The organism is Anaeromassilibacillus sp. SJQ-1, assembly GCF_046693725.1.
Taxonomy (GTDB): Bacteria; Bacillota; Clostridia; order Oscillospirales; family Acutalibacteraceae; genus Anaeromassilibacillus.
On sequence record NZ_JBKEIV010000044.1, the window covers coordinates 35416 to 59358 of the forward strand.

Annotated in this window: 26 protein-coding genes and 1 pseudogene; 9 read left to right on the forward strand and 18 right to left on the reverse strand. The window is 47.5% G+C overall.

Annotation, left to right across the window (positions count from 1 at the left end):
• Positions 1-212 precede the first annotated feature (212 nt).
• Positions 213-2102 (forward strand): molecular chaperone HtpG, encoded by a 1890-nt coding sequence (gene htpG / locus ACGCCZ_RS11730; RefSeq protein ID WP_054324362.1) that lies wholly within the window; start codon positions 213-215, stop codon positions 2100-2102.
• A gap of 654 nt (positions 2103-2756) precedes the next feature.
• On the opposite strand, the gene ACGCCZ_RS11735 is transcribed toward htpG, so the two are convergent.
• Genes ACGCCZ_RS11735 through ACGCCZ_RS11750 form a run of 4 tightly spaced genes read right to left on the reverse strand, consistent with a single transcriptional unit; the run spans position 2757 to position 7014 of the window.
• A complete protein-coding gene (locus tag ACGCCZ_RS11735) occupies positions 2757-5039 on the reverse strand; it encodes a transglutaminaseTgpA domain-containing protein (RefSeq protein WP_411656121.1) in 2283 nt (760 codons plus the stop codon).
• A complete protein-coding gene (locus ACGCCZ_RS11740) occupies positions 5036-6076 on the reverse strand; it encodes a DUF58 domain-containing protein (RefSeq protein ID WP_411656122.1) in 1041 nt (346 codons plus the stop codon). Before ACGCCZ_RS11740 ends, ACGCCZ_RS11735 begins: the two co-directional genes overlap by 4 nt.
• Before the next feature lie 38 nt (positions 6077-6114).
• Positions 6115-6405 (reverse strand): AAA family ATPase, encoded by a 291-nt coding sequence (locus ACGCCZ_RS11745; RefSeq protein ID WP_411656123.1) that lies wholly within the window; start codon positions 6403-6405, stop codon positions 6115-6117.
• 21 nt (positions 6406-6426) lie between these two features.
• Positions 6427-7014: an AAA family ATPase gene (locus tag ACGCCZ_RS11750; protein WP_411656124.1), complete on the reverse strand. Its 588-nt coding sequence runs from the start codon at positions 7012-7014 to the stop codon at positions 6427-6429.
• 195 nt (positions 7015-7209) lie between these two features.
• Here ACGCCZ_RS11750 and ACGCCZ_RS11755 point away from each other — a divergent pair.
• A pseudogene (locus tag ACGCCZ_RS11755) lies at positions 7210-7942 on the forward strand (NAD-dependent protein deacylase).
• 76 nt (positions 7943-8018) lie between these two features.
• Here ACGCCZ_RS11755 and ACGCCZ_RS11760 read toward each other — a convergent pair.
• Positions 8019-8357: a DUF1540 domain-containing protein gene (locus tag ACGCCZ_RS11760; RefSeq protein ID WP_054324356.1), complete on the reverse strand. Its 339-nt coding sequence runs from the start codon at positions 8355-8357 to the stop codon at positions 8019-8021.
• 108 nt (positions 8358-8465) lie between these two features.
• Positions 8466-9671, reverse strand: a complete 1206-nt coding sequence (gene coaBC, locus ACGCCZ_RS11765; RefSeq protein WP_054324355.1) for a bifunctional phosphopantothenoylcysteine decarboxylase/phosphopantothenate--cysteine ligase CoaBC — start codon at positions 9669-9671, stop codon at positions 8466-8468.
• A 393-nt stretch (positions 9672-10064) separates the two neighbouring features.
• On the opposite strand from coaBC, the gene ACGCCZ_RS11770 reads away from it, so the two are divergent.
• Together ACGCCZ_RS11770 and ACGCCZ_RS11775 are read left to right on the forward strand one after the other, a co-directional pair.
• On the forward strand, positions 10065-10709 hold the full coding sequence (locus tag ACGCCZ_RS11770; protein WP_085533188.1) for an ECF transporter S component: 645 nt from the start codon (positions 10065-10067) through the stop codon (positions 10707-10709).
• Between the two features lie 31 nt (positions 10710-10740).
• Positions 10741-11511 carry a type III pantothenate kinase gene (locus tag ACGCCZ_RS11775; protein ID WP_054324354.1) on the forward strand — a complete coding sequence of 257 codons (771 nt, stop codon included), beginning with the start codon at positions 10741-10743 and terminating at the stop codon, positions 11509-11511.
• 61 nt (positions 11512-11572) lie between these two features.
• On the opposite strand, the gene ACGCCZ_RS11780 is transcribed toward ACGCCZ_RS11775, so the two are convergent.
• Positions 11573-12397, reverse strand: a complete 825-nt coding sequence (locus ACGCCZ_RS11780; protein WP_054324353.1) for a MerR family transcriptional regulator — start codon at positions 12395-12397, stop codon at positions 11573-11575.
• 82 nt (positions 12398-12479) lie between these two features.
• Here ACGCCZ_RS11780 and ACGCCZ_RS11785 point away from each other — a divergent pair, with 82 nt between their 5' ends.
• Complete coding sequence (locus tag ACGCCZ_RS11785; RefSeq protein WP_411656125.1) at positions 12480-13133, forward strand: GNAT family N-acetyltransferase; 654 nt, start codon at positions 12480-12482, stop codon at positions 13131-13133.
• A gap of 41 nt (positions 13134-13174) precedes the next feature.
• On the opposite strand, the gene ACGCCZ_RS11790 is transcribed toward ACGCCZ_RS11785, so the two are convergent.
• From ACGCCZ_RS11790 to cysK, 5 genes are all read right to left on the reverse strand, one after another.
• Positions 13175-13900, reverse strand: a complete 726-nt coding sequence (locus ACGCCZ_RS11790) for an MATE family efflux transporter (RefSeq protein WP_411656226.1) — start codon at positions 13898-13900, stop codon at positions 13175-13177.
• On the reverse strand, positions 13807-14424 hold the full coding sequence (locus ACGCCZ_RS11795; protein WP_411656126.1) for an MATE family efflux transporter: 618 nt from the start codon (positions 14422-14424) through the stop codon (positions 13807-13809). The genes ACGCCZ_RS11790 and ACGCCZ_RS11795 overlap by 94 nt, the downstream gene beginning before the upstream one ends.
• The gene (locus ACGCCZ_RS11800; RefSeq protein WP_411656127.1) at positions 14414-14539 is read right to left on the reverse strand and encodes a hypothetical protein; all 126 of its coding nucleotides are present in this window, start codon (positions 14537-14539) and stop codon (positions 14414-14416) included. The genes ACGCCZ_RS11795 and ACGCCZ_RS11800 overlap by 11 nt, the downstream gene beginning before the upstream one ends.
• A 109-nt stretch (positions 14540-14648) precedes the next feature.
• Positions 14649-15278, reverse strand: coding sequence for an AAA family ATPase (locus tag ACGCCZ_RS11805; RefSeq protein ID WP_054324351.1), 630 nt, complete (start codon positions 15276-15278; stop codon positions 14649-14651).
• Between the two features lie 178 nt (positions 15279-15456).
• On the reverse strand, positions 15457-16389 hold the full coding sequence (gene cysK / locus ACGCCZ_RS11810; RefSeq protein ID WP_054324350.1) for a cysteine synthase A: 933 nt from the start codon (positions 16387-16389) through the stop codon (positions 15457-15459).
• 196 nt (positions 16390-16585) lie between these two features.
• On the opposite strand from cysK, the gene ACGCCZ_RS11815 reads away from it, so the two are divergent.
• Positions 16586-17026: an RrF2 family transcriptional regulator gene (locus tag ACGCCZ_RS11815; protein WP_054324349.1), complete on the forward strand. Its 441-nt coding sequence runs from the start codon at positions 16586-16588 to the stop codon at positions 17024-17026.
• Positions 17023-17454 carry an RrF2 family transcriptional regulator gene (locus ACGCCZ_RS11820; RefSeq protein ID WP_054324348.1) on the forward strand — a complete coding sequence of 144 codons (432 nt, stop codon included), beginning with the start codon at positions 17023-17025 and terminating at the stop codon, positions 17452-17454. Before ACGCCZ_RS11815 ends, ACGCCZ_RS11820 begins: the two co-directional genes overlap by 4 nt.
• A 95-nt stretch (positions 17455-17549) precedes the next feature.
• Here the strand turns inward: ACGCCZ_RS11820 and ACGCCZ_RS11825 are convergent, their stop codons facing one another.
• On the reverse strand, positions 17550-17741 hold the full coding sequence (locus ACGCCZ_RS11825) for a hypothetical protein (protein ID WP_411656128.1): 192 nt from the start codon (positions 17739-17741) through the stop codon (positions 17550-17552).
• A gap of 46 nt (positions 17742-17787) precedes the next feature.
• Complete coding sequence (locus ACGCCZ_RS11830; RefSeq protein WP_054324346.1) at positions 17788-17982, reverse strand: hypothetical protein; 195 nt, start codon at positions 17980-17982, stop codon at positions 17788-17790.
• Positions 17983-18125: 143 nt separating this feature from the next.
• On the opposite strand from ACGCCZ_RS11830, the gene ACGCCZ_RS11835 reads away from it, so the two are divergent.
• Positions 18126-18659, forward strand: a complete 534-nt coding sequence (locus ACGCCZ_RS11835; protein WP_054324345.1) for a ferritin-like domain-containing protein — start codon at positions 18126-18128, stop codon at positions 18657-18659.
• A 165-nt stretch (positions 18660-18824) separates the two neighbouring features.
• Here the strand turns inward: ACGCCZ_RS11835 and ACGCCZ_RS11840 are convergent, their stop codons facing one another.
• A complete protein-coding gene (locus ACGCCZ_RS11840; RefSeq protein ID WP_162838197.1) occupies positions 18825-18998 on the reverse strand; it encodes a hypothetical protein in 174 nt (57 codons plus the stop codon).
• A gap of 348 nt (positions 18999-19346) precedes the next feature.
• On the opposite strand from ACGCCZ_RS11840, the gene ACGCCZ_RS11845 reads away from it, so the two are divergent.
• Entirely contained in the window at positions 19347-20714 is a 1368-nt protein-coding gene (locus tag ACGCCZ_RS11845; protein WP_054324344.1) for an aldehyde dehydrogenase, read from the forward strand.
• Positions 20715-20815: 101 nt separating this feature from the next.
• On the opposite strand, the gene pepT is transcribed toward ACGCCZ_RS11845, so the two are convergent.
• From pepT to ACGCCZ_RS11860, 3 genes are all read right to left on the reverse strand, one after another.
• Positions 20816-22030 carry a peptidase T gene (pepT, locus tag ACGCCZ_RS11850; protein ID WP_054324343.1) on the reverse strand — a complete coding sequence of 405 codons (1215 nt, stop codon included), beginning with the start codon at positions 22028-22030 and terminating at the stop codon, positions 20816-20818.
• Between the two features lie 74 nt (positions 22031-22104).
• Entirely contained in the window at positions 22105-22470 is a 366-nt protein-coding gene (locus ACGCCZ_RS11855; RefSeq protein WP_085533179.1) for a hypothetical protein, read from the reverse strand.
• A gap of 42 nt (positions 22471-22512) precedes the next feature.
• A complete protein-coding gene (locus ACGCCZ_RS11860; RefSeq protein WP_054324341.1) occupies positions 22513-23898 on the reverse strand; it encodes a PLP-dependent aminotransferase family protein in 1386 nt (461 codons plus the stop codon).
• Positions 23899-23943: the final 45 nt, after the last annotated feature.

Sequence of the window (23943 nt, forward strand, 5' to 3'; positions counted from 1 at the left end):
TCAAGCGGTAGAAAGGTCCGGCGCCTATAGGCTGCCAGAGGAGGGCTGCTGAACCTCAATGGGCCTTCTGCGATTGTGATCGTCAAGAGAGGCAATCCGTCCGGATGTTTTGTTCATAATTTGTTCATTGCATTTTTTCAAAAGTTGTACTACAATACAATTAGCACTTGATTAATAAGAGTGCTAAATTAAAATGCAAGAGGTTGATAAAAATGGCAATGAAACAGTTTCAGGCGGAATCAAAACGCCTTTTGGATTTGATGATTCATTCGATCTATACGCACCGTGAGATCTTTCTGCGCGAGTTGATTTCCAACGCAAGCGACGCCATCGACAAGCTCTACTATAAAACGCTGTCTGACGGAGATACCGGGCTCTCGCGGGAGGACTTCTCTATTTGCATCCAACCGAATAAGGAAGAGCGCACATTGACTATTTCGGACAATGGTTGCGGTATGACGAAAGACGAACTGGAAAACAATCTGGGTACCATCGCCAAAAGCGGTTCGCTCAGCTTTAAAAAGGACAACGAGCCAAAAGAGGATATCGAGATTATCGGCCAGTTTGGGGTCGGCTTTTATTCAGCGTTTATGGTCAGCGACTGTGTGACCGTGACGAGCCGCGCGTTTGGAAGCGATGAAGCATGGAAGTGGTCCAGCAAAGGAGCCGAAGGGTACACCATCGAGCCCTGTGAAAAGGAAAGTTACGGTACGGAGATTCTTCTGAACATCAAGCCAAATACAGAAGAAAACAATTACGACGAATTCTTGGATACCTACACCATAAAGAATCTTGTCAAGAAGTATTCGGATTACATTCGCTATCCCATCCGAATGGATGTGGAAAAAAGCCGCATGAAAGAGGGCTGCGATGAGAAAAATCCCGAATTTGAAACCTATACGGAGAATGAAACCCTAAACAGCATGGTTCCGCTCTGGCGTAAGAATAAAAATGAGATTACCGAGGAAGAGTACAATCGGTTTTATCAGGACAAATTCAATGACTATGAAAAACCGCTGAAGGTTATTCACAGCAGTACAGAAGGGGTGGCTACGTACAACGCCCTATTGTTTATTCCGGCACGCGCACCGTTCGATTTTTATACCCGCGATTACGAAAAGGGACTCCAACTCTACTCGAACGGGGTATTGATTATGGAGAAATGCCCGGATCTTCTGCCGGATTATTTCAGTTTTGTGAAAGGCCTTGTCGATTCGCAGGATTTGTCGCTAAATATTTCCAGAGAAATGTTGCAACACGACCGCCAGTTGAAGGTCATTGCCTCCAGATTGGAAAAGAAGATCAAGTCCGAGTTGGAAAGTATGTTGCTCAACGAGCGTGAGAAATACGAATCCTTCTATAAAAACTTTGGTTTACAGCTAAAATATGGCGTGTACGCCGACTACGGTATGCATAAGGAGATCCTACAGGATCTGTTGCTGTTCCACTCTTCCAGTGAGAAGAAATTGGTGACGCTCAAAGAGTATGTGGGCCGCATGAAGGAAGAGCAAAAGTATATCTACTATGCCTGCGGCGAGACAGTGGACAAAATTGATCTCCTTCCGCAGACAGAGGCACTGAAAGATAAGGGGTATGAGATCCTATATCTTACGGATAATGTGGATGAATTTGCTCTGCGCATGATGATGAAGTACGAGGAGAAGGAATTCCGTTCCGTTTCCGCTGACAATTTGGACTTGGAGACTGAGGAAGAAAAGCAGGAAGCTGCAAAGAAAGTGGAAGAGAATAAAGATTTGCTCGCGTTCATGAAGGATGCTTTGGATGGAAAGGTAAAAGAGGTAATTCTTTCTCAAAAGCTCAAATCCCACCCAGTTTGCCTGTCCTCTGAGGGAGCGATCTCTATTGAGATGGAAAAAGTGCTCAATGCAATGCCGAACGACCAAAAGGTCCAGGCGCAGCGGGTTTTGGAGATCAACGCGAACCATCCGATCTTTGAAAAACTCTGTAAGCTGTATACGGAGAATCAGGATCAGTTGAAGGAATATGCAAAGCTGCTGTACGATCAGGCACTTCTGATTGAAGGCGTATCCATTGACGATCCAGTAGCATTTTCCAATCGAGTCTGCAATTTGATGGTATAAGATTTCTGTATGGTCCCCCGAATATAAAAAGGCTCTGTAGTCCGGCCACTCAGCCGATTACAGAGCCTTTTTATTCCTTCATTTAGGTATTTAAGAAAGACGAAACAAAATTCCCCGATATGCGGAGAAAAAAGAAATTATGCAAAAGATCCCAAACCCAGTACAATAAGGTTCAGGCTTATTGTGAAAAGGAAAGGGGATTGATTAGGAAAACCGCTGGTTCCGCTGGTAGAGATGCCACGTAAAAAAGTTTTCGCTTCAAGTATTAGACAAAGCAAGCTACTAACAACAATCTTTCAATGGATAGAAGTTTGTTGTTAGTAGGGTGCTTACTCGTTTACAGGCCGTGGGCAAGTGATACAAAGGGGAATGTTCTATGCGTTTGAAGGCGCTCGCCGGTAATAGGGTCCCCTTACAAGCCTACTTGGAGAGGGTTCCAAACGTTATGAAATAACGGGAGAGTCCCCTCTTTTTTAGAAACTCAGATATTTTTCAAACAGAAAGAGGATGCCCCTTTCCTATAAATCGTAAAATTCGTAGTTTTGGGACACCCTCTTGACTTCGAGTATGGGAACGGGAATCGCCAATACAACCCGAAAACATTCCATATTGTTTACGGATTCTCCGCAACGAAGGTGGAAGGAAACCTTCTGCTTAAAGCAGACATTTTCCGTATTTAAAGACCAGCTTACGGAACACGGGTAAAGTGGGATAGAGTGCACGCGCCATTTTATGGGCATCGGACCGCAATTCTTCAACCTCATCCTGTGTGAGAATATGTGGGCTAAACTTGGCCTTTAGCGCCAGTTCTTCCGAACGCGGGTTGATAGAAGCACCAAAGGCAGTGAGGTCTGTCAGATAAGCGTAAATTGCAAGGGCCGCCTGATTGGTATTGACCAGATGAAACCGTTTTTCACGCCGCTTCAAAAGAATAACCCGCCGCAGGGCAACCAGGAAAATTCCACCGCCAGCCGACAAAAATACCAAAAGAATGGCGGAAAGTGGGCCAAAATCAAATGAGGCAGATTCGGCAGTAGAAGATGCGCTGGAAGAAGTCTCCACCGGAGAGGAGGAAGATGTAACTTCACTGGAAGACGGCTCACTGCTGCTTTCCGGTTTGCTTTCTGGTAAACTGGAGGACTCTTCTGGAAGAACATCGCCTGATTCGTTCAACTCACCGGTGGAAAGTTGGATGCCCGGGGTAACCTCCAAAGGCTGCCAACCCAGCCCCGGAGTATAGACCTCCGCCCAAGCGTGGGCGTGCCGATCCGGAATATCCGCCCAGCCATCCTCCCCATAGTCCCCTGCGGTAACAGCATATCCCTCGGCATAGCGCGCGGGAATCCCCTGTGAACGCAAAAGTGCGACAGCTGTGCTGGCAAAATGAACACAGTATCCTTTATGGTTTTCAAAGAGAAAATAATCCACAAAATCGCGCCCCTCCGGTGTTGTTCCGGGGGATAGGGTGTATTCGCCGCTGGATAGGACCAAATCCGTGATCGCGCGAACGACGGCCTCCTGTCCAGCGATTTCTACGGAGGGAATCCCCATCTGTATGCAGTACCATTGTAACTTTTCCAGAAGGTTTTGTGGCAACTGCGTATAATGGGTATTGGCAAAGGAACGATACGCCTGTTCCGCAGAATAGAACGGTTCGGAGACCAATTCAAGGTCTGCAGTCCGAGAAAAGCGGGTCAAATCCCATGTCTGTAGCGTATAATTTGCCATGCCAAATGGAGAAGTCGCGCGAATGTAAGCGTCATGGACAAATGCGGTACCGGGCAATTCCTCTGGACGGGAAGCCAGGCCATAAGGCGCGTAGATACAGTTCCGATTGGCAGCAACATTTTGTATTTCAATTTCCACCAAAAGCGATTGCTCTTCTGGAAGGGCATAAAAGGAGAGAAACTGTCCTGACATGTTCTGTGGGTTAAAGTAAAGGGCGTCCTCCAGCTCGGCGTAGGAAGAGTCGGGAAGAGGTTCCCAACTGACACCGGTATAAACGCTTCCGGAAAATGCGTGCAGATACAAAGGCGTTTTGTCTGGATTCTTGACCCGCAAGACGGTTTGCCCGGTATATTCCCGGTTGCCCGCTGTGTTAAGATTGACACGCCCCAGCGTCCCGCCTTGTGTAGAAAAGAGGGAGGATTGATAAATCCCGCTTTCCAAATCCTTTCGAAGCTCTTCGATGGCGGCCGGACGGGTATAGGTATCTTGAGGAATCAACAAGCTCATACCCACCAGACAAAGGCCAACGGCGGGAAGTACAAGCAGGACGACACGGCCTGCGGCGGAGGTTCGGCCAAAGGAACTGTGCGCGCAAAAGCGGCTAAATAACAGCGTAGCCCAAAAGGCGAGCAGCATCAATACGGAAGGCCATGCAGGCGTGATCGTGAAACCCAGTGGAACAAGCAGGAAAGGGGCTGTCCCCAATAGAGAAAGCCAAAAGCTGTGCCGGCGGACGGTCCAGCATATATAACACGACAAAAAGAACAATACAAACGCCAGAAAGATCGTGCAGGCATTTGTATATTCTCCGACCGGCAAATCGACCCGAAATTGTGGAAAATCAAAACGAGAGTGCGTACTCATGGTAGACAGAATTTGATTGGTAGTCAGAACGAATCCCTGAAGGAAATAGGTTCGCAAAAAGTACGCGGTGACACAATAGGCCGCGGATAAGGCCAATAAGAATGGAAGGCGCCATCGCTTTAAAGAAAATACTACAAGAAATAGAAAGGTAAACAATGCGATACACAGGGATAAAAATAAAGGCTTGACCGACAGAGAGAACGCCGATACAAGACATTGCGCAGTTCCAAACAGGCTGAGTAGAACCAAGAGCATATCTGCCAACAGAATGGATAAACTCCCCCGTTTTGGGTTCTTCCAGGCCGGACGGCTCAGGAGAATCCCCGCTTGATTTTGCTCTTTCATGGCACTTCCTCCCATACCGTGCCGCTGACGAGTTCCTCAATGTGCTGCGGCGTAATGGAAAACATATAGGGATACTCTTTTACGTCCCCCAAACGCATCCGGCATTCCGGAACGGATAAACCAGCCTTCGGTGCTGGATGCGCCAGCAATTGGTTTAAAAGAGCATAAAGATCGTCAAAACTTGCCAAGTGTACTTGGCGAAGCTGAACAGCGTTGGGATCGTACCACTGCACCTCGTATTCCAGACCATTTTCCAATAAAAAATGGGAGAGAGCGGCAAGCCTGTCCAAGACACCGTCCAACATGTCGGTGTCACCAAACAGATCGATCATAATTAAAGCGGAACTGCAAATAGGAAGGCTGAACTCCTTGACCATGAGGTCTCCTGTGCGGGAAGAAAGCTTCCAATGAATGCTGCGCAACCGATCCCCCTCCCGATAGGGACGGACTCCGAAAATTTCGGAAGGATCGTCTCCGGGCTTTTCTGTGGAAAAGGTATCGCTTTCCGGGTCTGGAGTAGAAGAGGATTCCAAGGCAAGTTCCAAAGGGGCAATATGAGGAAGAATGAACAATTCCTTTGGCTTTGGAGCTCTATGCCGGCAAGTAAACAGACCGAGAAAATCGTAACATCGTATTTCTTCCAAAGAGAACAACAGCTTTCCGCAGTGCTGGGCAATCGCTTCGCGCTCGATCCGTTGCTTTCCATGAAAGACAGGCATAAAAACCGTTTCGGACGTTTCCTCGTGACTGAATGTATTGGAGTAACGGAGACGAATACGTGCACGTGCCATAGGAAATGGCGTTCGGTTTTCCACAATCAATTGGACGGGAAACGGACTTTTTCGGACAACGGCTGTGAGGGGAATTTCCACATGGGCGCGCATCGCACACATCCCAGGCAGGCTCAAAACGAGGGAGAGAAACGGCAAAACCAGTGCGAAAATCAGGACAAAATAGGACAAATATCCATTAAAGAAAATATAAAATAGAACAGCCCCTACAAGGGCAAGCAAATAAACCAGTCGACATCGCAGCATAGGCACACCTCATTTAACGGTGGGCGCATTGACGCAATTCAGAATTTTTTCCAGAGAGAGGCGACAGAAACATCCGCCATTTTGGCCTGAGGGCTCAATACAATGCGGTGGCCAATGACGTCGTGAAAGACAATTTGGACATCCCGCGGAATGACATAGTCGCGTCCACTCAGATAAGCGGCAGCCTGTGCCATACGGGTCAATGCAATGGAGCCGCGGGGACTTGCACCCAGACGGATGAGAGGTTCTTTGCGGGTGGCAGCCGTCAGCCGTGCAATGTAATCATAGAGGCTGTCTGCCAGATAGATGCGTTCCACCTCCCGCTGCATGGATAAAATTTCCGTTGTTGCCTACCACCTTTTGGACTTGTTCCAAGGGATCTCCCCTTGTTTCCGGCGTAGAATCTCAATTTCATCTTCCAATTTGGGGTACCCCATCGTCAGGCATACCATAAAGCGATCCATCTGGGATTCTGGAAGAAGCTGTGTACCCGCAGATCCGACAGGATTCTGCGTGGCAATCACGATATATGGCTTGGGGGTTTCACGTGTTACGCCGTCTACGGTGATGCGTCCTTCTTCCATCACTTCCAGAAGTGCCGCTTGCGTTTTACTGGATGTTCGATTGATTTCATCCGCCAAGAAGAGGTTGCACAGAGCCGCGCCCGGCTTGTATTCGAGCTGGCCGGTGGACTTGTTGTACACAGAGAAACCGGTCACATCCGTAGGCATCACATCCGGCGTGAACTGCATTCGCCGGTAGTCTAGGGCCATCGCTTTTGAAAAAGCCAAGGCCAGAGTGGTTTTTCCAACCCCTGGAATATCCTCCAGCAGGATATGCCCCTGGGCCAGGATTACCATCAGCATTTTGCCGATCACGGCATTCTTTCCGACAACCGCCTTTTTTACTTCCTCTATAATTTCTAAAGCCTTCTGCATTCTTCATTCTCCTATTAAGAAAGTCATATGTTTTACAAATATTTTTCCAAGAAATTTCTTAACTGTGTCTATTATAGGGAATGTGGGCCTACTTTGCAATGGAAGGGGAAAAGAGTTCAAAAAACATTTAAATTTACTTGCCGCGTCCTTAGGGGCGCAGTACAATAGGAGTATCAACAGTGGGAGGTGGCCGATATGCAGGAACTTGAAAAATTGCAGAAGTTACAGGAGCTTGTAGACCAAAGCAGAAAAATAGTCTTTTTCGGTGGTGCGGGTGTATCCACAGAAAGCGGAATCCCGGACTTCCGCAGTGTGGATGGGCTTTACAATCAGCATTATTCCTATCCGCCAGAGGTGATGTTAAGTCATCATTTTTATGTAACGCATACGAAAGAGTTTTTCGATTTTTACCGGGCAAAAATGCTCTATCTGGATGCACAGCCCAATGCCGCCCACATAAAATTGGCAGAATTGGAACGGGCAGGAAAAGCTGACAGCGGTCGTCACACAAAATATTGATGGATTGCATCAGAAGGCGGGAAGTGAACGTGTAATGGAGCTGCACGGATCGGTGCATCGCAATTTCTGTCAGCGCTGCCATCAGATATATGACGCGCAATTTATACTGCACAGTACTGGAATCCCAACTTGTACATGTGGCGGTACGATCAAGCCGGACGTGGTGCTTTATGAGGAGAGCTTGAATCCGAATACATTGACCGAAGCTGTGGACGCTATTGAGCATGCTGACCTTTTGGTGATCGGAGGAACATCGCTGGCGGTTTATCCCGCAGCCAGTTTGATTCATTATTATCGGGGGAATCGTCTGGTTCTCATCAATAAATCGACCACATCGATGGATCAAAATGCAAATTTGGCAATTCAGGGAAGCATTGGAGAGATTCTTGGCGCTATCCAGGTTCGATAGCCGTTTGATACCAGGGTAAAATAAGAAAAGGCTGCGCAGCAACGGGTTCCCCGTCCATGCGCAGCCAATTTTTGGCTTATTTCATTTTAAAGGTAGCACATTCTGTCTGGCTCTTGCAATCTGCCTTCCCACAGGAACCGTCTGCTACATGAATGTTTTCAGCAACACATTCGTTGTTCTCGTTGTAAATGCAATTGCGCGCTTCACAACGGACATGCAGGGACGGGTTCGGATTGGAACAGCCGCAGGAAGAGACATTGGATGCAGAGCTGGAACCGCTTTTCTCCATGAAGTCGGAGCAGCAGGTCTGTTCACATCCACAGGCACAGGCGCCTGCTACTTTGATGTCCGGGCGGCAGCAGCATTCTCGGCTGTTGTTGGCGCAGGTTGTGACGGTACATTTTAAATTCGTCATATCCACACTTCCATTACAATAGAATCACATCCGTGTTCTGCCGGAGCGGTTTTTCAATCACTCCGGCAGAAGAGGATGCAACTCTATTGTTAGCCGAATATAAGATATTTATTCACGTTTCTGCGCGCGTATTTCCAGAATATGGTCAAAAATACGCGAAGCAGTTTCTTCCTTGGAGAGCTGTGGAAGTTCCATCTCCGTTTCAGCGGTAATCAGTGTGACAATGTTGGTATCCGTACCAAAACCGGCTCCGGAAACCTTTAAATTGTTTGCAACAATCATATCTGCGTGCTTTTTAGCAAGTTTTTTTCGTGAATTTTCCAACATGTTTTGTGTTTCCATGGAGAATCCACAGAGAAATTGCCCTGGCCGGCGGTGTTCTCCCAAATATTGAAGAATATCGGTGGTACGTTCCAAGGCCAAGCTGCAATCGCTGTCCTGCTTTTTCATCTTCTCTTCATGAACCAATGCAGGGCGATAATCTGCAACAGCGGCTGCTTTTACAAGAATGTCCTGCTGCTCGCTGCGGGAGGCAACGGCCTCAAACATTTCCTGTGCGGTAGTAATAGGGACGACATCGACAAATGCCGGCGGCTTCAGAGCGGTAGGTCCGGTAACCAGCGTGACGGTTGCACCGCGCCGCGCTGCATTTTGTGCAAGCGCATAGCCCATTTTTCCGGTAGAATGATTGGTGATGTAGCGCACCGGATCGATGGATTCCTGTGTCGGTCCAGCGGTGACCAGCACGTGCAGCCCAACCATATCTTTTGCATATTCCAATTCTTGGTAGACATATTCCAAGATCACTTCAGGGTCGGGGAATTTTCCGGCGCCGGTATCTCCACAAGCAAGATAGCCCGAACTGGGTTCAATGACGGTGAATCCATACTTTCGCAGAATATTCAGATTATCTTGCGTAATTGGATTTTCATACATCCTGGTATTCATGGCAGGAGAAACCAGTTTTTTACACTGGCAGGCCAAAACGGTTGTAGTCAGCATGTCGTCTGCCAAGCCATGGGCCATTTTTGCAATCACATTGGCGGTTGCCGGGGCAATCAGGCAGAGATCGGCAGCCTTGGCAATCGAAACGTGTTCTACTTGAAATTGGAAGTTGCGGTCAAAGGTATCTACGAGACATTTGTTTCCCGTCAAACTTTCAAAGGTGATGGGATTGATAAAATTTGTGGCATTTTGGGTCATCAAAACATGGACATGGCATCCCTGCTTGTGAAGAGCACTGGCCAAATAGGCGGCTTTGTACGCGGCAATTCCACCGGTGACGCCCAACAGTATGGTCTTTCCTCGCAACAATGTTATTCCCCCATTTCTCGTGATTGTTCCACCGTGTACTTTGTGCGTTTTCTGTGAATATATCAGGTTTCTTACAGGAGAATACCTGAATAGCCCCATAGGCTGGTCCATATAACGCCTGATTCGAAAACGGCTCTGAAACAGACGCACTATAGCTACCGGGCAATGTTATGGAACAACAGTCCATTGGTTTGTTTCATATGCCTGTAAAAAGCGGATGGCCTTTTCAATGTTATTATAACACGGATTCTAGTCCGCGTATAGTTGCAGAAATGGCTTGCTCATTGGATATGGGGAAATATATTGTTGATTTTTTAACGATCTTAGCGTATAATAAAGGCGAAAAATTGCGCTGCATCTTTTTCAAAAGAGCAGCAGCAGGAGGTAGTAAAAATGAATCGTCAGACCGCAAAGTACCGCGATTTTGTGCTGTTAGCCTTGTTCGCGGCCATCATCCTGTTGTTGGCCTTTACGCCGATTGGTTATATTCAGCTTCCAATCATCAAGGCCACGATCGTCCACGTGCCGGTAATACTTGGTGCAATTGTTCTAGGGCCAAAGAAGGGCGCTATTTTGGGCGTATTGTTTGGGCTGACAAGTTTTATCAGCAATACCTTTATGCCGACGGCGCTTTCCTTTGCATTTTCGCCGGCGATCCCGCTTCCGGGCACGCCGAACGGCAGCATTTGGAGTTTGTTTATCTGTTTTATCCCGCGTATTTTGGTGGGGGTTGTGGCGTATTATGTATTTGCGCTGTTCCAAAAGCTGATGAAAAAAAGCACAAAGGGAGAATTTTTGTCCCTGGCCGTTGGAGCTTTGGCTGGCTCTTTTACCAACACGATTTTGGTTATGGGCAGTATTTTCCTGATTTTTAAGGATGCTTATGCGGCGATTAAAGGAATCCCTGCCGACGCAGTTATGGGTGCCATTCTGGCGGTAGTGGGTGCAAATGGTGTACCGGAGGCTGCCGCCGCCATTGTATTGACGGTAGCGATTGGAAAGGCCCTGCTGGGATTGCAAAGAAAGGGCCGCGTATAAGACAGTAAAAGGCAGAAAGGATGACACACAGATGATTCTTGCCATTGATGTTGGAAATAGCAACATTGTGTTGGGCGGCATCGACAATGAAAAAATCTATTTTACTGTGCGGATCTCCACAGACCGCTTTAAATCCAACGATGAGTATGCGGTTTTAATGAAAAATCTGATTGAATTAAATGGATATACGCCGTCTGAGATGGAAGGAAGCATCATATCCACGGTGGTCCCCGCGTTGGCAACTACGCTACGCCTTGCTTTAGAAAAAATCACAGGGAAACCATGTATGGTGGTGGGGAGCGGCCTAAAGACCGGGTTGAATATTTTGATTGACAACCCGGCGCAGCTTGGCAGCGATCTGGTGGTTGATGCAGTGGCAGCGATCGCCGAGTACCCAAAACCTGTTATGATTTTTGATCTCGGAACAGCGACCACCCTTTCTGTGGTGGACAAAAAGGGGAACTACTTGGGTGGCATGATTATGCCTGGCGTTGTCGTTGGAGTAGAGGCAATTTCGAACCGTGCATCGCAGTTGCCGCATATCGGTCTGGAGGCGCCCAAACGCTTGGTTGGGACGAATACGATCGATTGCATGAAGAGTGGTGCGATTTATGGAAATGCCGCCATGCTGGACGGTATCGTAGAACGTGTTGCAGAAGAACTGGGAGAAGCGCCGACGGTCATTGCGACTGGCGGCCTTGCGCGTGTGATTGTTCCACATTGCCGCAGAAAGATTATCTGTGACGACAATCTGATGTTAAAAGGCCTATTGATCGTCTACAATAAAAACCGGCGTGATTAAATACCCTTTTGATGCAATGAGGAGCCCTTCCCATACTATGGGAAGGGCTCCTCATTTCGGTTTAAAGATCCGTCGTACTCGGGTTCTGGACTTGAATGGAAACCTGAGTGACATAATCCTGGATGTCAGACACAGCAAAATCATTGATCCCGATTTCGTAAGCGTAGCCGGTAAAGTGCAATCCGTGCTCTTTTGCCAGGCGAAACATCTTCTGATACAGCGCTGGAAGGCGTTCCCAACTTCCACATAAATAGCCACATAAATAGGTCCCCTTTGGTTTTAATAGGACACGATCGTTCTCTTTTGGTTTTTCAGTTGGGGAAAACAAGCCGTCGTATACCTCAAACGCCGCATTTTGGACTTTTTCGAGAGATATATAGCTTCCGACTCCCAAACGGTATTGTTCCGGTTGCCAGATGTTCTGGACAAATCGGAATACCTCGGCAACATCGTCATTTGCAAAGCGATAGGGGGCAGTCAATAGATATTCATCTTGACAGGAGACAAAGCGTAATTCCATGTCCGTGATCTCCTGGGACAACAACAGTTGCTTCTGCTTCTTTTCAAGAATTTTCTGGGTTCTTTCTAATGCTTTGATCTCCTCTGCAATTTCTTCCTGTTTGCGGTCCACTGTTTGTAAAAATTTCTGCTCATCAAGTTTACAAACAATCTCTTTGATCTCATCAATGCGCAAATTTAGTTCTTTTAGCATACGTATAAAAGCGAATTCCATGCTTTGCGCATAGTCGTAGTAACGATAGCCGTTCGCTCCTTTCCATTTAGGGGAAAATAGACCGATGCTGTCGTAATAATGAAGCGTCCTTTTGTTCACATGGTGTAGTTTTGCAAATTGGGAGGTCGTTAACTTTAACTCATTTGATTTCACAAAAATTCTCCTTGACTTTACAGTTGCTGAATCGTTTATGATGCGTATAGAATTTTTTAAGAATAGGCAGAAAGGAAAAAAGATGAACATTCTATTGAGAGATCTGAAATGGGACGATTTGAAAGCACTGGAAGATGTGATCCGAGTGACTTGGAACTATGATCGATTTGCCTCTCCAAAGACGGCGAAAAAACTGGCAAAGGTTTATTTGGCATCCTGTTTGGCAAACCAGACCTTTTCGCGCATAGCGGAAGCCGACGGCCTTCCGGTGGGCGTCATTTTGGGAAAAGACATCGAGAACCACCATTGTCCATTCAAGTATCGAATGCGCCAGATCCTAGGAGTCATCCAACTTCTCATGATGAAAGAGGGAAGGCAGTTTCTCAAATTTTATCAGGCAATCGATGGGGTGGATCAAAAGCTTTTGGAACAATGTGATAAGCCTTATAAAGGAGAAGTAGCCTTATTTGCTTTATCTCCGGAATATCGTGGATTGGGACTTGGAAAGCAACTGTTTCACAGTTTGCTTCAGTATATGGCTCGAAGGGGGGTTCCCAGTTTCTATCTATTCACGGATACAAGTTGTAATTTTGGATTCTATGAACACCAAGGAATGATTCGCCGGCAGCAGTACAGATGCACAGTCACCCTTAAAGGACAATCCGCCACAATGGAATTCTACCTTTACGATCGGCCGGTTGCAAAAGAGGGGAACGCTCCTTCCTGCAAGAGATAGATGAAAAATAAGCGGACAGCATTCCATACTGTCCGCCGCGGTTATACGGTTGTGGAAGGAGTGACAATGGTTTTCTTTTTCCAGCCGCCATGTAGATAGGATACCAAGACGATGATAATGCCAATCGCCCAGCTGACGGGATAGGAATAGTAGATAAATTCTTTCCCCCAGACACCTGCAATCCAATAGGCGATAGGAACCCTTGCCAACCACAGCGAAAGCAAGCTTGCCGCCATGGGGACGATCATGGAACCAGCTCCGCGTAGGACAGCGCTGAGAATAAAAAGAATTGCACACAAGAAATAGAAGGGAAGCAATGCATGCAGATAATAAACACCAGCTTCTATGACGGCGGGGCTTTGGCTGAACATATGCATCAACAGATCACTGAGCGGAAAAACCACCACACTGATGAGGATGCTTGCACCTACACACAGTGTCAGTCCAGCGCGCGTACCGCGGTGTACCCGTACCATACGGGCGGCGCCGACATTTTGGCCGACATAGGTGGTGACAGCAGTAGACATACTTTGAATGGGAAGAAACACAAATGTATCGATTTTATTGGCGCCATTAAAACCAGCGGTAAAGGTAGAGCCATAACTGTTGACCAATGCCTGCATGGCCATAATCCCAACGGCAAATAAAGCTTGCTGAATACCGGAAGGAACCCCTAGCTTAATAGCCTTTTGAAACAGGGAACGATTGAAGTGAAATTGGAAGAGATGAATATGTAGGAATGTGTAATGCCGGTTGATAAAGTACACGCCGAACAACCAGGAAGTGATCTGTGCAAGAATGGTGCTAAGGCTACCCAAAACACCATCCCGCAGAATGTGAAAGCCAGGTCCAACACGATATTGATTCCTGCTGCGGTAGAAAGAAACAGTAAGGATGTACGGCTGTCTCCTAAACCCTGTAGAATACCTGCGTTGATATTAAATCCAAGGGTGCCGATCATACCGACAAAAATCACAATCATATAGATTTCTGCGAGCTCCAATGTACCATCGTTTGGGACATTCATCAAGAGGAGCAATGGCCGGCTGCATAAAATGCCGATGATTGTGAGTGGGATGATCCCAATCATCATCGCGGTGTAGATGGTGTTGACCGTCGCACGGACATTTTCCATGTCCCTCGCACCGTAGTATTGTGAAATCATAATCGTTGCACCCGTGCTCAGTCCCATAAACAGAGAGCTCATCATAAAGATGATGGGAAACCCGGTTCCTACTGCGGCAAGCGCCTTTTCTCCGATAAAATTTCCTACAACAATGCTATCCACCATATTGTAGAGCTGCTGAAACACATTTCCCAACAGCAACGGAGCGGTAAATCAGGAACAAGAGCCGGTAAGGGCTGCCACTGGTCATATCTGTGGCGCCAGCGTGAAGTTTTTTCACGGAAAGAACTCCTTTACTTTTAGATTTCCGAATGAGAAAAGGCCCCTTCAGGAGGCCGTTTGACGGCGATCCGAAAGGGCCCGATCAGAAAAGCACGGTAGGGAATGGATTACCGGGCGTTTTCCTTCATCTCTACAGCTTTGCAGATCAAGTCGATGGAATTTTCAATGCCAAAGGCAGAGGATTCCAACATAAGGTGATAATTTTCCGGGCTTCCCCACTTTTGGTTGGAGTAAAAGTTGTAATAATTTGCACGCTGTTTATCTTGTTTCACCAGTGTATCTGCTGCTTTAGCCGGATCGACGTCGTATTTTTTGATGATTCGGTCCATACGTGCAAAATGATCCGCGTAGATAAATACATGCAGACAATTTTTATTTTCACGCAGAACGTAATCGGCGCAGCGGCCCACTATGACACAGGGGCCTTTTTCCGCCGCCTCGCGGATGATTTGAGACTGTGCTAAGAATAATTTGTCATTGATGGGCAAATTATCCATCGGTGTTATTTGGCTTCCAAAGGTATAGTTTCCCATCATCAATGAATATAACAAACTGTTGGTAGCTTTTTCATCCGCCTTTTCAAAAATTTCGGGGCTCATGCCGCTTTGCTTTGCCGCTAATGTAATCAAATCCTTATTATAAAAAGGAATCCCCAACCGCTTGGCGACTTTTTCCCCGATTTCTCTTCCGCCGCTGCCATATTGCCGCGCAATGGTAATGATGGTTTTGGTACTCATGCTCAACTCCTCCTATCAGATGAGGTTCTAACCCCAAAAAATTCTACAAAGAATGGACTTTTCTGTGAATTTCTTTTATTTTACTGCGGTTCTACAGGTTTGTCAAACGGTCTTTTCCGGCAAAGGAACGCGCTCTGAGGTTGCCTACAACCCAGAGCGCGTTCCTTTGTTTTAGAACTTATTCTGCATCAAATACACCAGTGGAGAGGTAGCGCTCTCCTGTATCCGGCAGCAGGACGACAATTTGTTTCCCTTTGTTTTCTGGACGTTTTGCAAGCTGTGTTGCCGCATAGACAGCAGCACCGGAGGAAATGCCGGCCAGTAGACCTTCTGTTCTTGCGAGTTCCTTAGTGGTAGCATATGCGTCCTCGTTGGTCACAGTGAGAACCTCATCGAGAATGTCTGTATTGAGAATATCCGGAACAAATCCAGCGCCAATGCCCTGAATTTTGTGAGGTCCAGCCTTTCCCTGCGTGATGACGGGGGAGGACGCAGGTTCCACACCGACAATTCGAATCTTCGGATTGTAGGATTTCAGACCTTCCCCTGTGCCGGTGATGGTTCCACCAGTTCCCATTCCAGCGACAAAAATATCGACTTTGCCGTCCGTATCAGCCCAAATCTCCTGGGCAGTTGTGGCACGATGAGCGGCCGGATTGGCTGGATTGGTGAACTGGCCAGGGATAAAGGAGTTGGGAATTTCTTTTGCGAGCTCCTCTGCCTTGGCAATGGCGCCTTTCATACCGGCAGCCCCCTCGGTGAGGACAAGTTCTGCACCGAGGGCGGATACCAAGCGGCGGCGTTCTAAGCTCATGGTTTCCGGCATGGTCAAAATCAGTCGATACCCTTTGGAAGCTGCCACAAAGGCAAGCCCTACGCCAGTATTGCCGCTGGTCGGTTCAATAATAGTTGTATCCGAATTGATAAGACCACGCTCTTCTGCGTCTTGAATCAGTGCGAAACCGACGCGATCCTTTACAGAGGAAAGCGGGTTAAAGGACTCCAGCTTTGCCACAAGTGTGGCTTCCAGGTTGTGCTTTGCTTCATAATTTGACAATTCGAGAAGAGGGGTATGGCCGATCAGATCCGTCAATTTTTTGGAAATCTTCATGTACATTCGCTCCATTCTATCTGGTTTTTAGCAGACTGCTTGAATTCCTATTAAATTAGTAAGGATTAAATTTTTCCCTATTATATTCCATATATATGACAAAGTCAATAGGAAAAATCTTGTTTTTATTGCATCGGTCCCCAAATCATAGTATAATAGTAGACAATCAAATGCAGTCATACAGAGGGGAAGTGCTATGAAGCTTTCAACCAAGGGCCGTTATGCACTCGAGGGGCTTTTTTATATGGCGATTGCGACGCCGGATCGAGCGGTAAGCATCAAAGAGATCGCTACAGGGACTGGGATTTCCGCTGCTTATTTGGAGCAAATCTTTTTTAAGCTTAAACAGTCGGGCATCATTCGTACTGTGCGCGGTGCCCGGGGAGGTTTCATTTTTAATCAACCGCTTTCGGAAATTTCTGTTGGCCAAATCATCCGAGCAGTAGAGGGGAGTTTGGTTCCTGTCAAGTGTGTGGAGTCGCTCTCCGCCTGTACCAGCAGGGTACGAGGCACTTGTATCAGCAGGCAGGTGTGGGTGGAATTATCGGATGCCCTTGCGCGTGCAGCGGATAGTATTACACTCGATCGCCTTCGGACTGAATGGAAGACCGAACAGGAAGGGGGAATGCCCCGATGAAAATATCGACTCGAGGCCGCTATGGACTGCGGGCGATGATCGATCTAGCCTTGCATGCCGAGGAGGGGCGTGTGCCATTGGCTGCAATTGCCGCGCGACAGGACCTGTCCCTCAACTACTTGGAAAGTATTTTTTCTGCATTAAAGCGCGCGGGTTTTGTTTTGGGAATGGCTGGTGCGCAAGGGGGATATTCTCTTGCCAGACCAGCGGAACAGATTTCTTTGCAGTCAATATTAGAGGCGTTGGAGGGGGATCTGTCCATTTCTGAAGAGCTTGATGCAGGGACACCGTTGCGCGCTTTTTTGAAGCGGCATGTTTGGGACGCCATCGATCAAGAGGTGGAGATTACCTTGCGGGCCACCTCCTTGGCGGAAATGGTTGAACGTATTCAACTGCAAGCATCATCCGCCGATAGTTCGATCCTTTAATCGAATTGAGAGTTATTTAAAAGAAGCCGCTGTCCAATGTGTGCAGAATGGACAGCGGCTTTTCATATTAATTTTTATACCAATAAGAATGCAAGTTATACACGCCAACGAAATGCCTCTTGAAACGCTGTAGCAAAACCGTGTTCCTGCGTACGTCGGACTTCTCTCAACTCAGGATTGGGCTGTGTCTCCAGAAGGAAGTCGACCGAACAATCCACTTCCAGGTACTGTATGGCCTCTGGGCATTGAATCATCGGCATTCCAAAGCCAAGCGGTGTTTCCAACATTCGATCACCCTTCCATAGCATTCGCCTATGGAAGTAAAAATATGCGTCAATTTTCGTTTAATATTGCGGCACGCTGTAATGGGCAATGTTCCATCTGCTTACATTCCTGTGCGTATTTGCAACAATAGTTGGAAAATTTCCTGCCATGATGTGGAATCAGGGTATATGTAGCGCGGATAGAATGCTCCGCATGGAGATAGGGACAATAGCCTGCAATGATCTTGATGGTGGTTTGTTCCATGATCCATCCCTCTTTCTGGAAAAAATGATACGCTCATCTACCGCAAATGTCAAATCCTCCTACGATCTGTAGGGGCATCTGGTACTAGCTGGTCTGTCCGGTGCATATGTATTGATGAATTCATTCGTAATGGAGGATTTCCCGTGGAAAAGCGTGACATGCACATAGAAACCGCAAAGGTATATGCCTCTCCGGAACCCTATCCACCGATTGAAGTGGCAGGGAAAAATCGTCTGTATGCCGGGCTGATGCATATGAATCTGTGCGCAGCCCAGAGTGAAATGACCGCTGTGATGCAATATCTCTACCAGGGGTGGGTTATCGAGGCGAAGAATGCTGAGGCATCCCAAGCTTTAAAGCAAATTGCAATGGTAGAGATGCACCATATCGACATTTTTGCGCAGCTTATTTGTCTTTTGGGTGGTGACCCAGTTTACTCGGTCTCTTTTCGACAGCGAAGGCGGACATGGGACGGAAATATGGTATCGCCCTGCAAAAACTTTTTTCACATGATGCAGAGCAACTTATTGGCAGAACAAGAGACAATTGACCGTTACCGGCGCCAAGCGGCGATGGTGCACGACGCTTCGCTTTCCGCTATCCTGCTGCGAATCGTGGAGGATGAAAAGGTACATGTAAAGATCTTCCGGTCCTACTTGGATGAATTGATTCAATAAGAAACATCCCGCGGAAGGCGAATAGCGATCCGCGGGATGTTTTTGTCCGTTAAGACGGCCGTTCATAAAATCGCACACAGGACTGGAAAGAACTTTTCCTTAGTAGGTGTGACAAAGAATAAAGAGAGGAGCACCCTTTTAATCAAACAATTGGAAAAGCCATTTTTATTCGGCAGGTTGTTTTTTGGTTAGATTTTCTGCACACTGCTTCAGCTCATTTTCAGTGCTTGCACCCACGCCGGTCTGCATAATGCTCTCCTGTACAAAAAAGGGCTGTGCTGAGAAAAATTTCTTCATCTGTGGGTTGTTTAAAACGGCATTGGCTTTCTCTTCCGGCATATGATTCACCTCCTGTCTATACGCTTGGTCCGATGAAATGACAAAAATACCTTTTTAATATGCAAATAGGCAGAAAAGTCCCATCGGATAAAAGCGCACTCTTATCATTTGCAGATTCATCAAAAATACAGAAGGGAATATTTTGTTTTACAAAATTTGCTTGCGAATTTCAAATCTTTGTGGATATAATGAATCGAAGAATGGACAAGCAAGACCCGCTAATAAAAGCCAATTCCTACATTTCAGAAAAATGCTTACTGAAATAAACGCAAGACAATTGGGCCGCTTCCACGCAGTTTTTGAGCGGCGGCCAGTGGGTGGGTCTATGGACGAGAGGAGGAACATGCGATGCACATCGCGGACCTAGTACAGGCACAGCGCTCCTTTTATGATCACGGCAAGACAAGAAACCTTGCATTTCGTGCAGTGGCTTTGGAGCGTCTCGCGCGGGAAATGCGCGCTCGAGAGCACAGGTTCTTGCGCGCTTTACGGCAGGACCTTGGAAAATCCAATATGGAAGGGTATATGACAGAGCTCGGACTCACATATAGCGAACTTCGTTACATAGCCGCGCATATGACGCGCTGGGCAACCAAAAAACGGGTGCCAACACCGCTAAGCCAGTTTCCATCCAGGAGTTTTTGCCTAGCAGAACCATATGGAGTGGTTTTAATACTGTCTCCATGGAACTATCCGTTTTTGCTGAGTATGGAGCCGTTGATCGGCGCTTTAGCTGCGGGAAATACCGTGATTCTCAAGCCCTCTGCCTATGCGCCCCATGTAGCGCAGGAAATCGAAGAACTGCTCCGTGCTTGTTTTCCGCCGGAATATGTGACCGTGGTACAAGGTGGGCGCGAGACCAATACCGCCCTGCTGGAACAGCAATTTGATTATATCTTTTTCACGGGAAGCGTAGCGGTTGGGAAGCTTGTGATGGAGAAAGCGGCCGCACATCTGACCCCAGTCACCTTGGAATTGGGTGGGAAAAGCCCCTGTATCGTGGACCGAACGGCCAATAGCAAGCTGGCAGCAAAGCGGATTGTCTTTGGAAAATTTCTCAACGCAGGCCAGACCTGCGTGGCCCCCGACTATCTGTTGGTGCATCGGGAGGTAAAAAATGAACTTGTGGCGTATATGCGCCGGTACCTCTTATGGTTTTATGGAAAGAATCCTATAGATAATCCCCATTATCCAAAGATTATCAATGAAAAACACTTTCTACGTCTCAAAGGACTGTTGGAAAACCAACACATTCTACTGGGCGGCCAGGACAACGGCACGGATAAAATTGCACCAACCTTACTGGATGCCGTATCGCCCGATGCGCCGGTGATGCAGGAGGAAATCTTTGGCCCGATTCTTCCGATCCTGACCTTCTCGACATTGGATGAAGCGATCCATTTTGTCAAAGGGCGAGAAAAACCTCTCGCGCTGTATCTTTTTACCAGGGATCGCATTGCAGAGAAGAGAGTCTTGCAGGAAATTCCATTTGGCGGCGGATGCATCAACGACACTGTGGTACATCTTGCCACGCCGTACATGGGATTTGGGGGCGTTGGTCAGAGCGGGATGGGGAGCTATCACGGCAAAAAGAGTTTTGACACATTTAGCCATTATAAGAGCATTCTAAAGAATTCCAGTTTTTTGGATTTGCCTGTGCGTTATCCGCCGGCAACGGCGAGAAAAGAACAACTTCTCCGATGGTTCTTGCGGTAGGTGTTTCAAAAGTTGAATATACAAAATAACATGAGGCTGTAAGCCGGAGCAATCCAGCTTACAGCCTCATGTTTTGGTGTTTTATATGGATAAGGAACCCATTAAATCCGTACAAGATTTAACAGAACGTCCACCATCTTGTCCATACTCTGAATGGGGATGTATTCAAAACGGCCATGGAAATTGTGGCCGCCGGTGGAGAGGTTGGGGCATGGAAGTCCCATATAGGAGAGACGGGCGCCGTCCGTGCCGCCGCGAATCGGCACAACCAGGGGTTCAACCCCAGCTTTACGCATCGCTTGTTCGGCATTTTCAATCAGGAACATATGAGGAGCGATCTGTTGTTTCATATTATAATAACTGTCAGTGATGTTGAGAACAACTGTTCCTGTACCATATTTCTCATTCAAGTAAGTCGCAATCTTTTGAAAACGCGCCTTTTTGACTTCAAATTTTTCCATATCATGGTCTCGGATAATATAGTGCAAGCTTGTCTGCTCTTCATGTCCCTGAATACCTTCCAGATGGCTGAACCCCTCATATCCTTCTGTAAAGGCCGGATTTTCGAAAACGGGAAGCATGGAGTGAAATTCCATTGCAATTAGGATTGCATTTTTCATCTTGCCCTTGGCTGTACCAGGATGAACGCTTACACCATTGATGGTGACTTTAGCATCTGCGGCATTAAAGTTTTCATATTCAATTTCACCGAGTTTTCCTCCGTCAACTGTATAGGCATATTGCGCCCCAAATCCCTTTACATCAAAGCGGTCTGCGCCACGTCCGGTCTCTTCGTCGGGCGTAATGCCGACTTTAATCGTACCGTGCGGAATGTTTTCCGTTGTCAGGCGTTCCAGCGCAGTGAAGATCTCAGCAATCCCCGCTTTGTCATCCGAACCAAGCAGCGTCGTACCATCGGTCACAATCAGATCCTGTCCTTTGTAATCGAGAAGGCTTTCAAATTCTGTGGGACGCATGACGATCTTCTTTTCCGCGTTGAGTAGGATGTCTCCTCCATTGTAGTTTTCCACAATACGTGCTTGCACATTTTCACCGCTTGCTGCGGGAGAGGTGTCCATATGTGCAATTAGCCCCAAAACCGGCTGGTCCGTTTTACAATTGGCTGGCAGTGTTCCGTAGACATAGCCAAATTCATCCATATGGGCATCGGCCAATCCCAAGCTGAGCAGTTCCTCAGCAAGTGCAGCCCCCAGTACCTTTTGGCGATCGGTTGTGGGACATTTATCCGCCGGTGCATTGTCGTCAGAAGTGGTATGATAACGCACATATTGTAGAAATCGTTCATAAGCTCTCATCACATATGTCTCCTTTCAGGAAAAAGCATTTTTTTCCATCATACGCCAATTTTTTTCAAAGCGCAATGTTGTTTTCACAAAGGATGTGGCTCGCCATGGTGCAGCTCTGTTCCATAGTGCTCGCTAGAAAATCCGTTATCAAAGAATATGGAAAAAAACGGAGTCATCTTATTGTAAATTTCAGTATCCATTGGCTTTGGTAGACATAGGAGCATATGAAGGAATTCCGGTGTTACGGGTCCGGAGATAACTGTACCATATGGCCAATCGGTTTCTTTGGGGATTCCGTATTGTAAAGCGAGATCGATCCACTCTGGTTCTTCCTTCCAGCAGTGGATTTCAAAGGTCTGCGCTCTTTTCGCGTGTTTTTCAACAAGCATCTTCCAGCGCTGGCTATCGGGTTCTGCCGCATCGAAATAAAGGCTTTTAAGGGAATTCATTCTATCCATCCTTTTTTATATGTGTGGATTGCTGCAGAAAGGTCATACTGTGGGAAGTGTTTCCCAGGCAATGTGAAGTTGTTCCACTGCTGAAGGGATGTCTTCCAAGGGGATGCCAGCAAATCCCAGAGTGACACTGCCCGGCTCTTTTTCAGCAATCACCCGGACCCCACGCTGAGCGGCTAATTGGCAAAGTTCTTCAGAGGGAGTTTCATAGGGAAGAAATAAGGTCAACCGAAGCGCCGTTTCCTGCAAAAAGAGGCGGCATCGGGGTCCAAATGCCTTTTGTACCGAGCGGATGAGCTCTATGCTTTTCGCCGCATAAAGTTTGCGCAAACGGCGAAGATGACGTTCCAATTGCCCGCTTTTGACATAGCTGCACAGCGCAAGCTGCTCCACCTTGGAGGCGGTCTGATTGTAGCTTCGCACACGGGAACGATAGTCCGCAAGCAGAGAGGACGGCAATACCATATACCCTATGCGCACCGATGGCAGGAGCAATTTGGAAAAGGAACCAATGTAGGCAACTTGTTCCCCGCTTGCCATTCCCTGCATAGCGGGGATGGGGCGGGCATTGTAGCGCAATTCGCCGTTGTAGTCATCCTCAATGACCAGAGCTCGATGAGCCTTTGCCCATTCCAGGAGGGCAAAGCGTCGATTCATAGGCATTGCGGTTCCACTTTGAACGCTGTGAGAGGGCCGCACCAAGACAGCACGAACGCCGCTGGCTTCCAATGCATCCATACGAATGCCGTCCCGATCGGCCGGCAGGTGTAAAACTGAGAAACCGCAGTCCGCAAAAACACGTTCCGCTTGGGGAAAGCCGCGCTCGTCCATCGCGACTGTTTTTTCCGAAAGCAGGCCACAGAGTAGATATAAAAGCGGCTGGGTACCCGCACCAACCACGATCTGTCCCGGGCTGGCTTTCACCCCACGCACACCATAACAATAGGAGGAAAGCGCTTCTCGCAGGGCGGGTTCCCCCTGGGGATCACCATAGGAGGTCAACACCTCCTGACGGGTTAGCACATCGCGGATATGACGGCGCCATATTTTGAGGTCAATACACACGCTGTCCACGGAATCACTGCCAAAATTGTAACGAATACGGGACTCCAGTGTTTCCGCTTGGAGGGAACGCACAGGAGGTTCTGAGAGGGTAGCGTGTTCTGAACGAAGAGGACTGGCTTCTACAAAAAAGCCGCTTTGCGGGCGGGCGCGCACATATCCTTCGACACAGAGCTGCTGATATGCCATCTCAATTGTGGTGCGGCTTAAATGCAAATCTTCAGAAAGCTTGCGAATCGAAGGGAGTTTTTCATTTCTGGTCAGGTGTCCTCGTTCAATTGAATTTCGCAAAGACTCATAGAGCTGCTGATATAAAGGTACTTCTGCATTCGGATGAAGGACCAAATAGTCGTATGTCATAACGATTTCCTCACAAACTGTACTGGTCAATTTTTTATAAACTGT

Excerpts from the sequence above, each read along its gene's own strand:
- htpG (WP_054324362.1), top strand. The coding sequence starts at position 213 with ATGGCAATGAAACAGTTTCAGGCGGAATCAAAACGCCTTTTGGATTTG.
- ACGCCZ_RS11735 (WP_411656121.1), bottom strand. The coding sequence starts at position 5,039 with ATGAAAGAGCAAAATCAAGCGGGGATTCTCCTGAGCCGTCCGGCCTGG.
- ACGCCZ_RS11740 (WP_411656122.1), bottom strand. The coding sequence starts at position 6,076 with ATGCTGCGATGTCGACTGGTTTATTTGCTTGCCCTTGTAGGGGCTGTT.
- ACGCCZ_RS11745 (WP_411656123.1), bottom strand. The coding sequence starts at position 6,405 with ATGCAGCGGGAGGTGGAACGCATCTATCTGGCAGACAGCCTCTATGAT.
- ACGCCZ_RS11750 (WP_411656124.1), bottom strand. The coding sequence starts at position 7,014 with ATGCAGAAGGCTTTAGAAATTATAGAGGAAGTAAAAAAGGCGGTTGTC.
- ACGCCZ_RS11760 (WP_054324356.1), bottom strand. The coding sequence starts at position 8,357 with ATGACGAATTTAAAATGTACCGTCACAACCTGCGCCAACAACAGCCGA.
- ACGCCZ_RS11770 (WP_085533188.1), top strand. The coding sequence starts at position 10,065 with ATGAATCGTCAGACCGCAAAGTACCGCGATTTTGTGCTGTTAGCCTTG.
- ACGCCZ_RS11775 (WP_054324354.1), top strand. The coding sequence starts at position 10,741 with ATGATTCTTGCCATTGATGTTGGAAATAGCAACATTGTGTTGGGCGGC.
- ACGCCZ_RS11785 (WP_411656125.1), top strand. The coding sequence starts at position 12,480 with ATGAACATTCTATTGAGAGATCTGAAATGGGACGATTTGAAAGCACTG.
- ACGCCZ_RS11795 (WP_411656126.1), bottom strand. The coding sequence starts at position 14,424 with ATGGTGGATAGCATTGTTGTAGGAAATTTTATCGGAGAAAAGGCGCTT.
- ACGCCZ_RS11805 (WP_054324351.1), bottom strand. The coding sequence starts at position 15,278 with ATGAGTACCAAAACCATCATTACCATTGCGCGGCAATATGGCAGCGGC.
- cysK (WP_054324350.1), bottom strand. The coding sequence starts at position 16,389 with ATGAAGATTTCCAAAAAATTGACGGATCTGATCGGCCATACCCCTCTT.
- ACGCCZ_RS11815 (WP_054324349.1), top strand. The coding sequence starts at position 16,586 with ATGAAGCTTTCAACCAAGGGCCGTTATGCACTCGAGGGGCTTTTTTAT.
- ACGCCZ_RS11820 (WP_054324348.1), top strand. The coding sequence starts at position 17,023 with ATGAAAATATCGACTCGAGGCCGCTATGGACTGCGGGCGATGATCGAT.
- ACGCCZ_RS11825 (WP_411656128.1), bottom strand. The coding sequence starts at position 17,741 with ATGTTGGAAACACCGCTTGGCTTTGGAATGCCGATGATTCAATGCCCA.
- ACGCCZ_RS11830 (WP_054324346.1), bottom strand. The coding sequence starts at position 17,982 with ATGGAACAAACCACCATCAAGATCATTGCAGGCTATTGTCCCTATCTC.
- ACGCCZ_RS11840 (WP_162838197.1), bottom strand. The coding sequence starts at position 18,998 with ATGCCGGAAGAGAAAGCCAATGCCGTTTTAAACAACCCACAGATGAAG.
- ACGCCZ_RS11845 (WP_054324344.1), top strand. The coding sequence starts at position 19,347 with ATGCACATCGCGGACCTAGTACAGGCACAGCGCTCCTTTTATGATCAC.
- pepT (WP_054324343.1), bottom strand. The coding sequence starts at position 22,030 with ATGAGAGCTTATGAACGATTTCTACAATATGTGCGTTATCATACCACT.
- ACGCCZ_RS11855 (WP_085533179.1), bottom strand. The coding sequence starts at position 22,470 with ATGAATTCCCTTAAAAGCCTTTATTTCGATGCGGCAGAACCCGATAGC.
- ACGCCZ_RS11860 (WP_054324341.1), bottom strand. The coding sequence starts at position 23,898 with ATGACATACGACTATTTGGTCCTTCATCCGAATGCAGAAGTACCTTTA.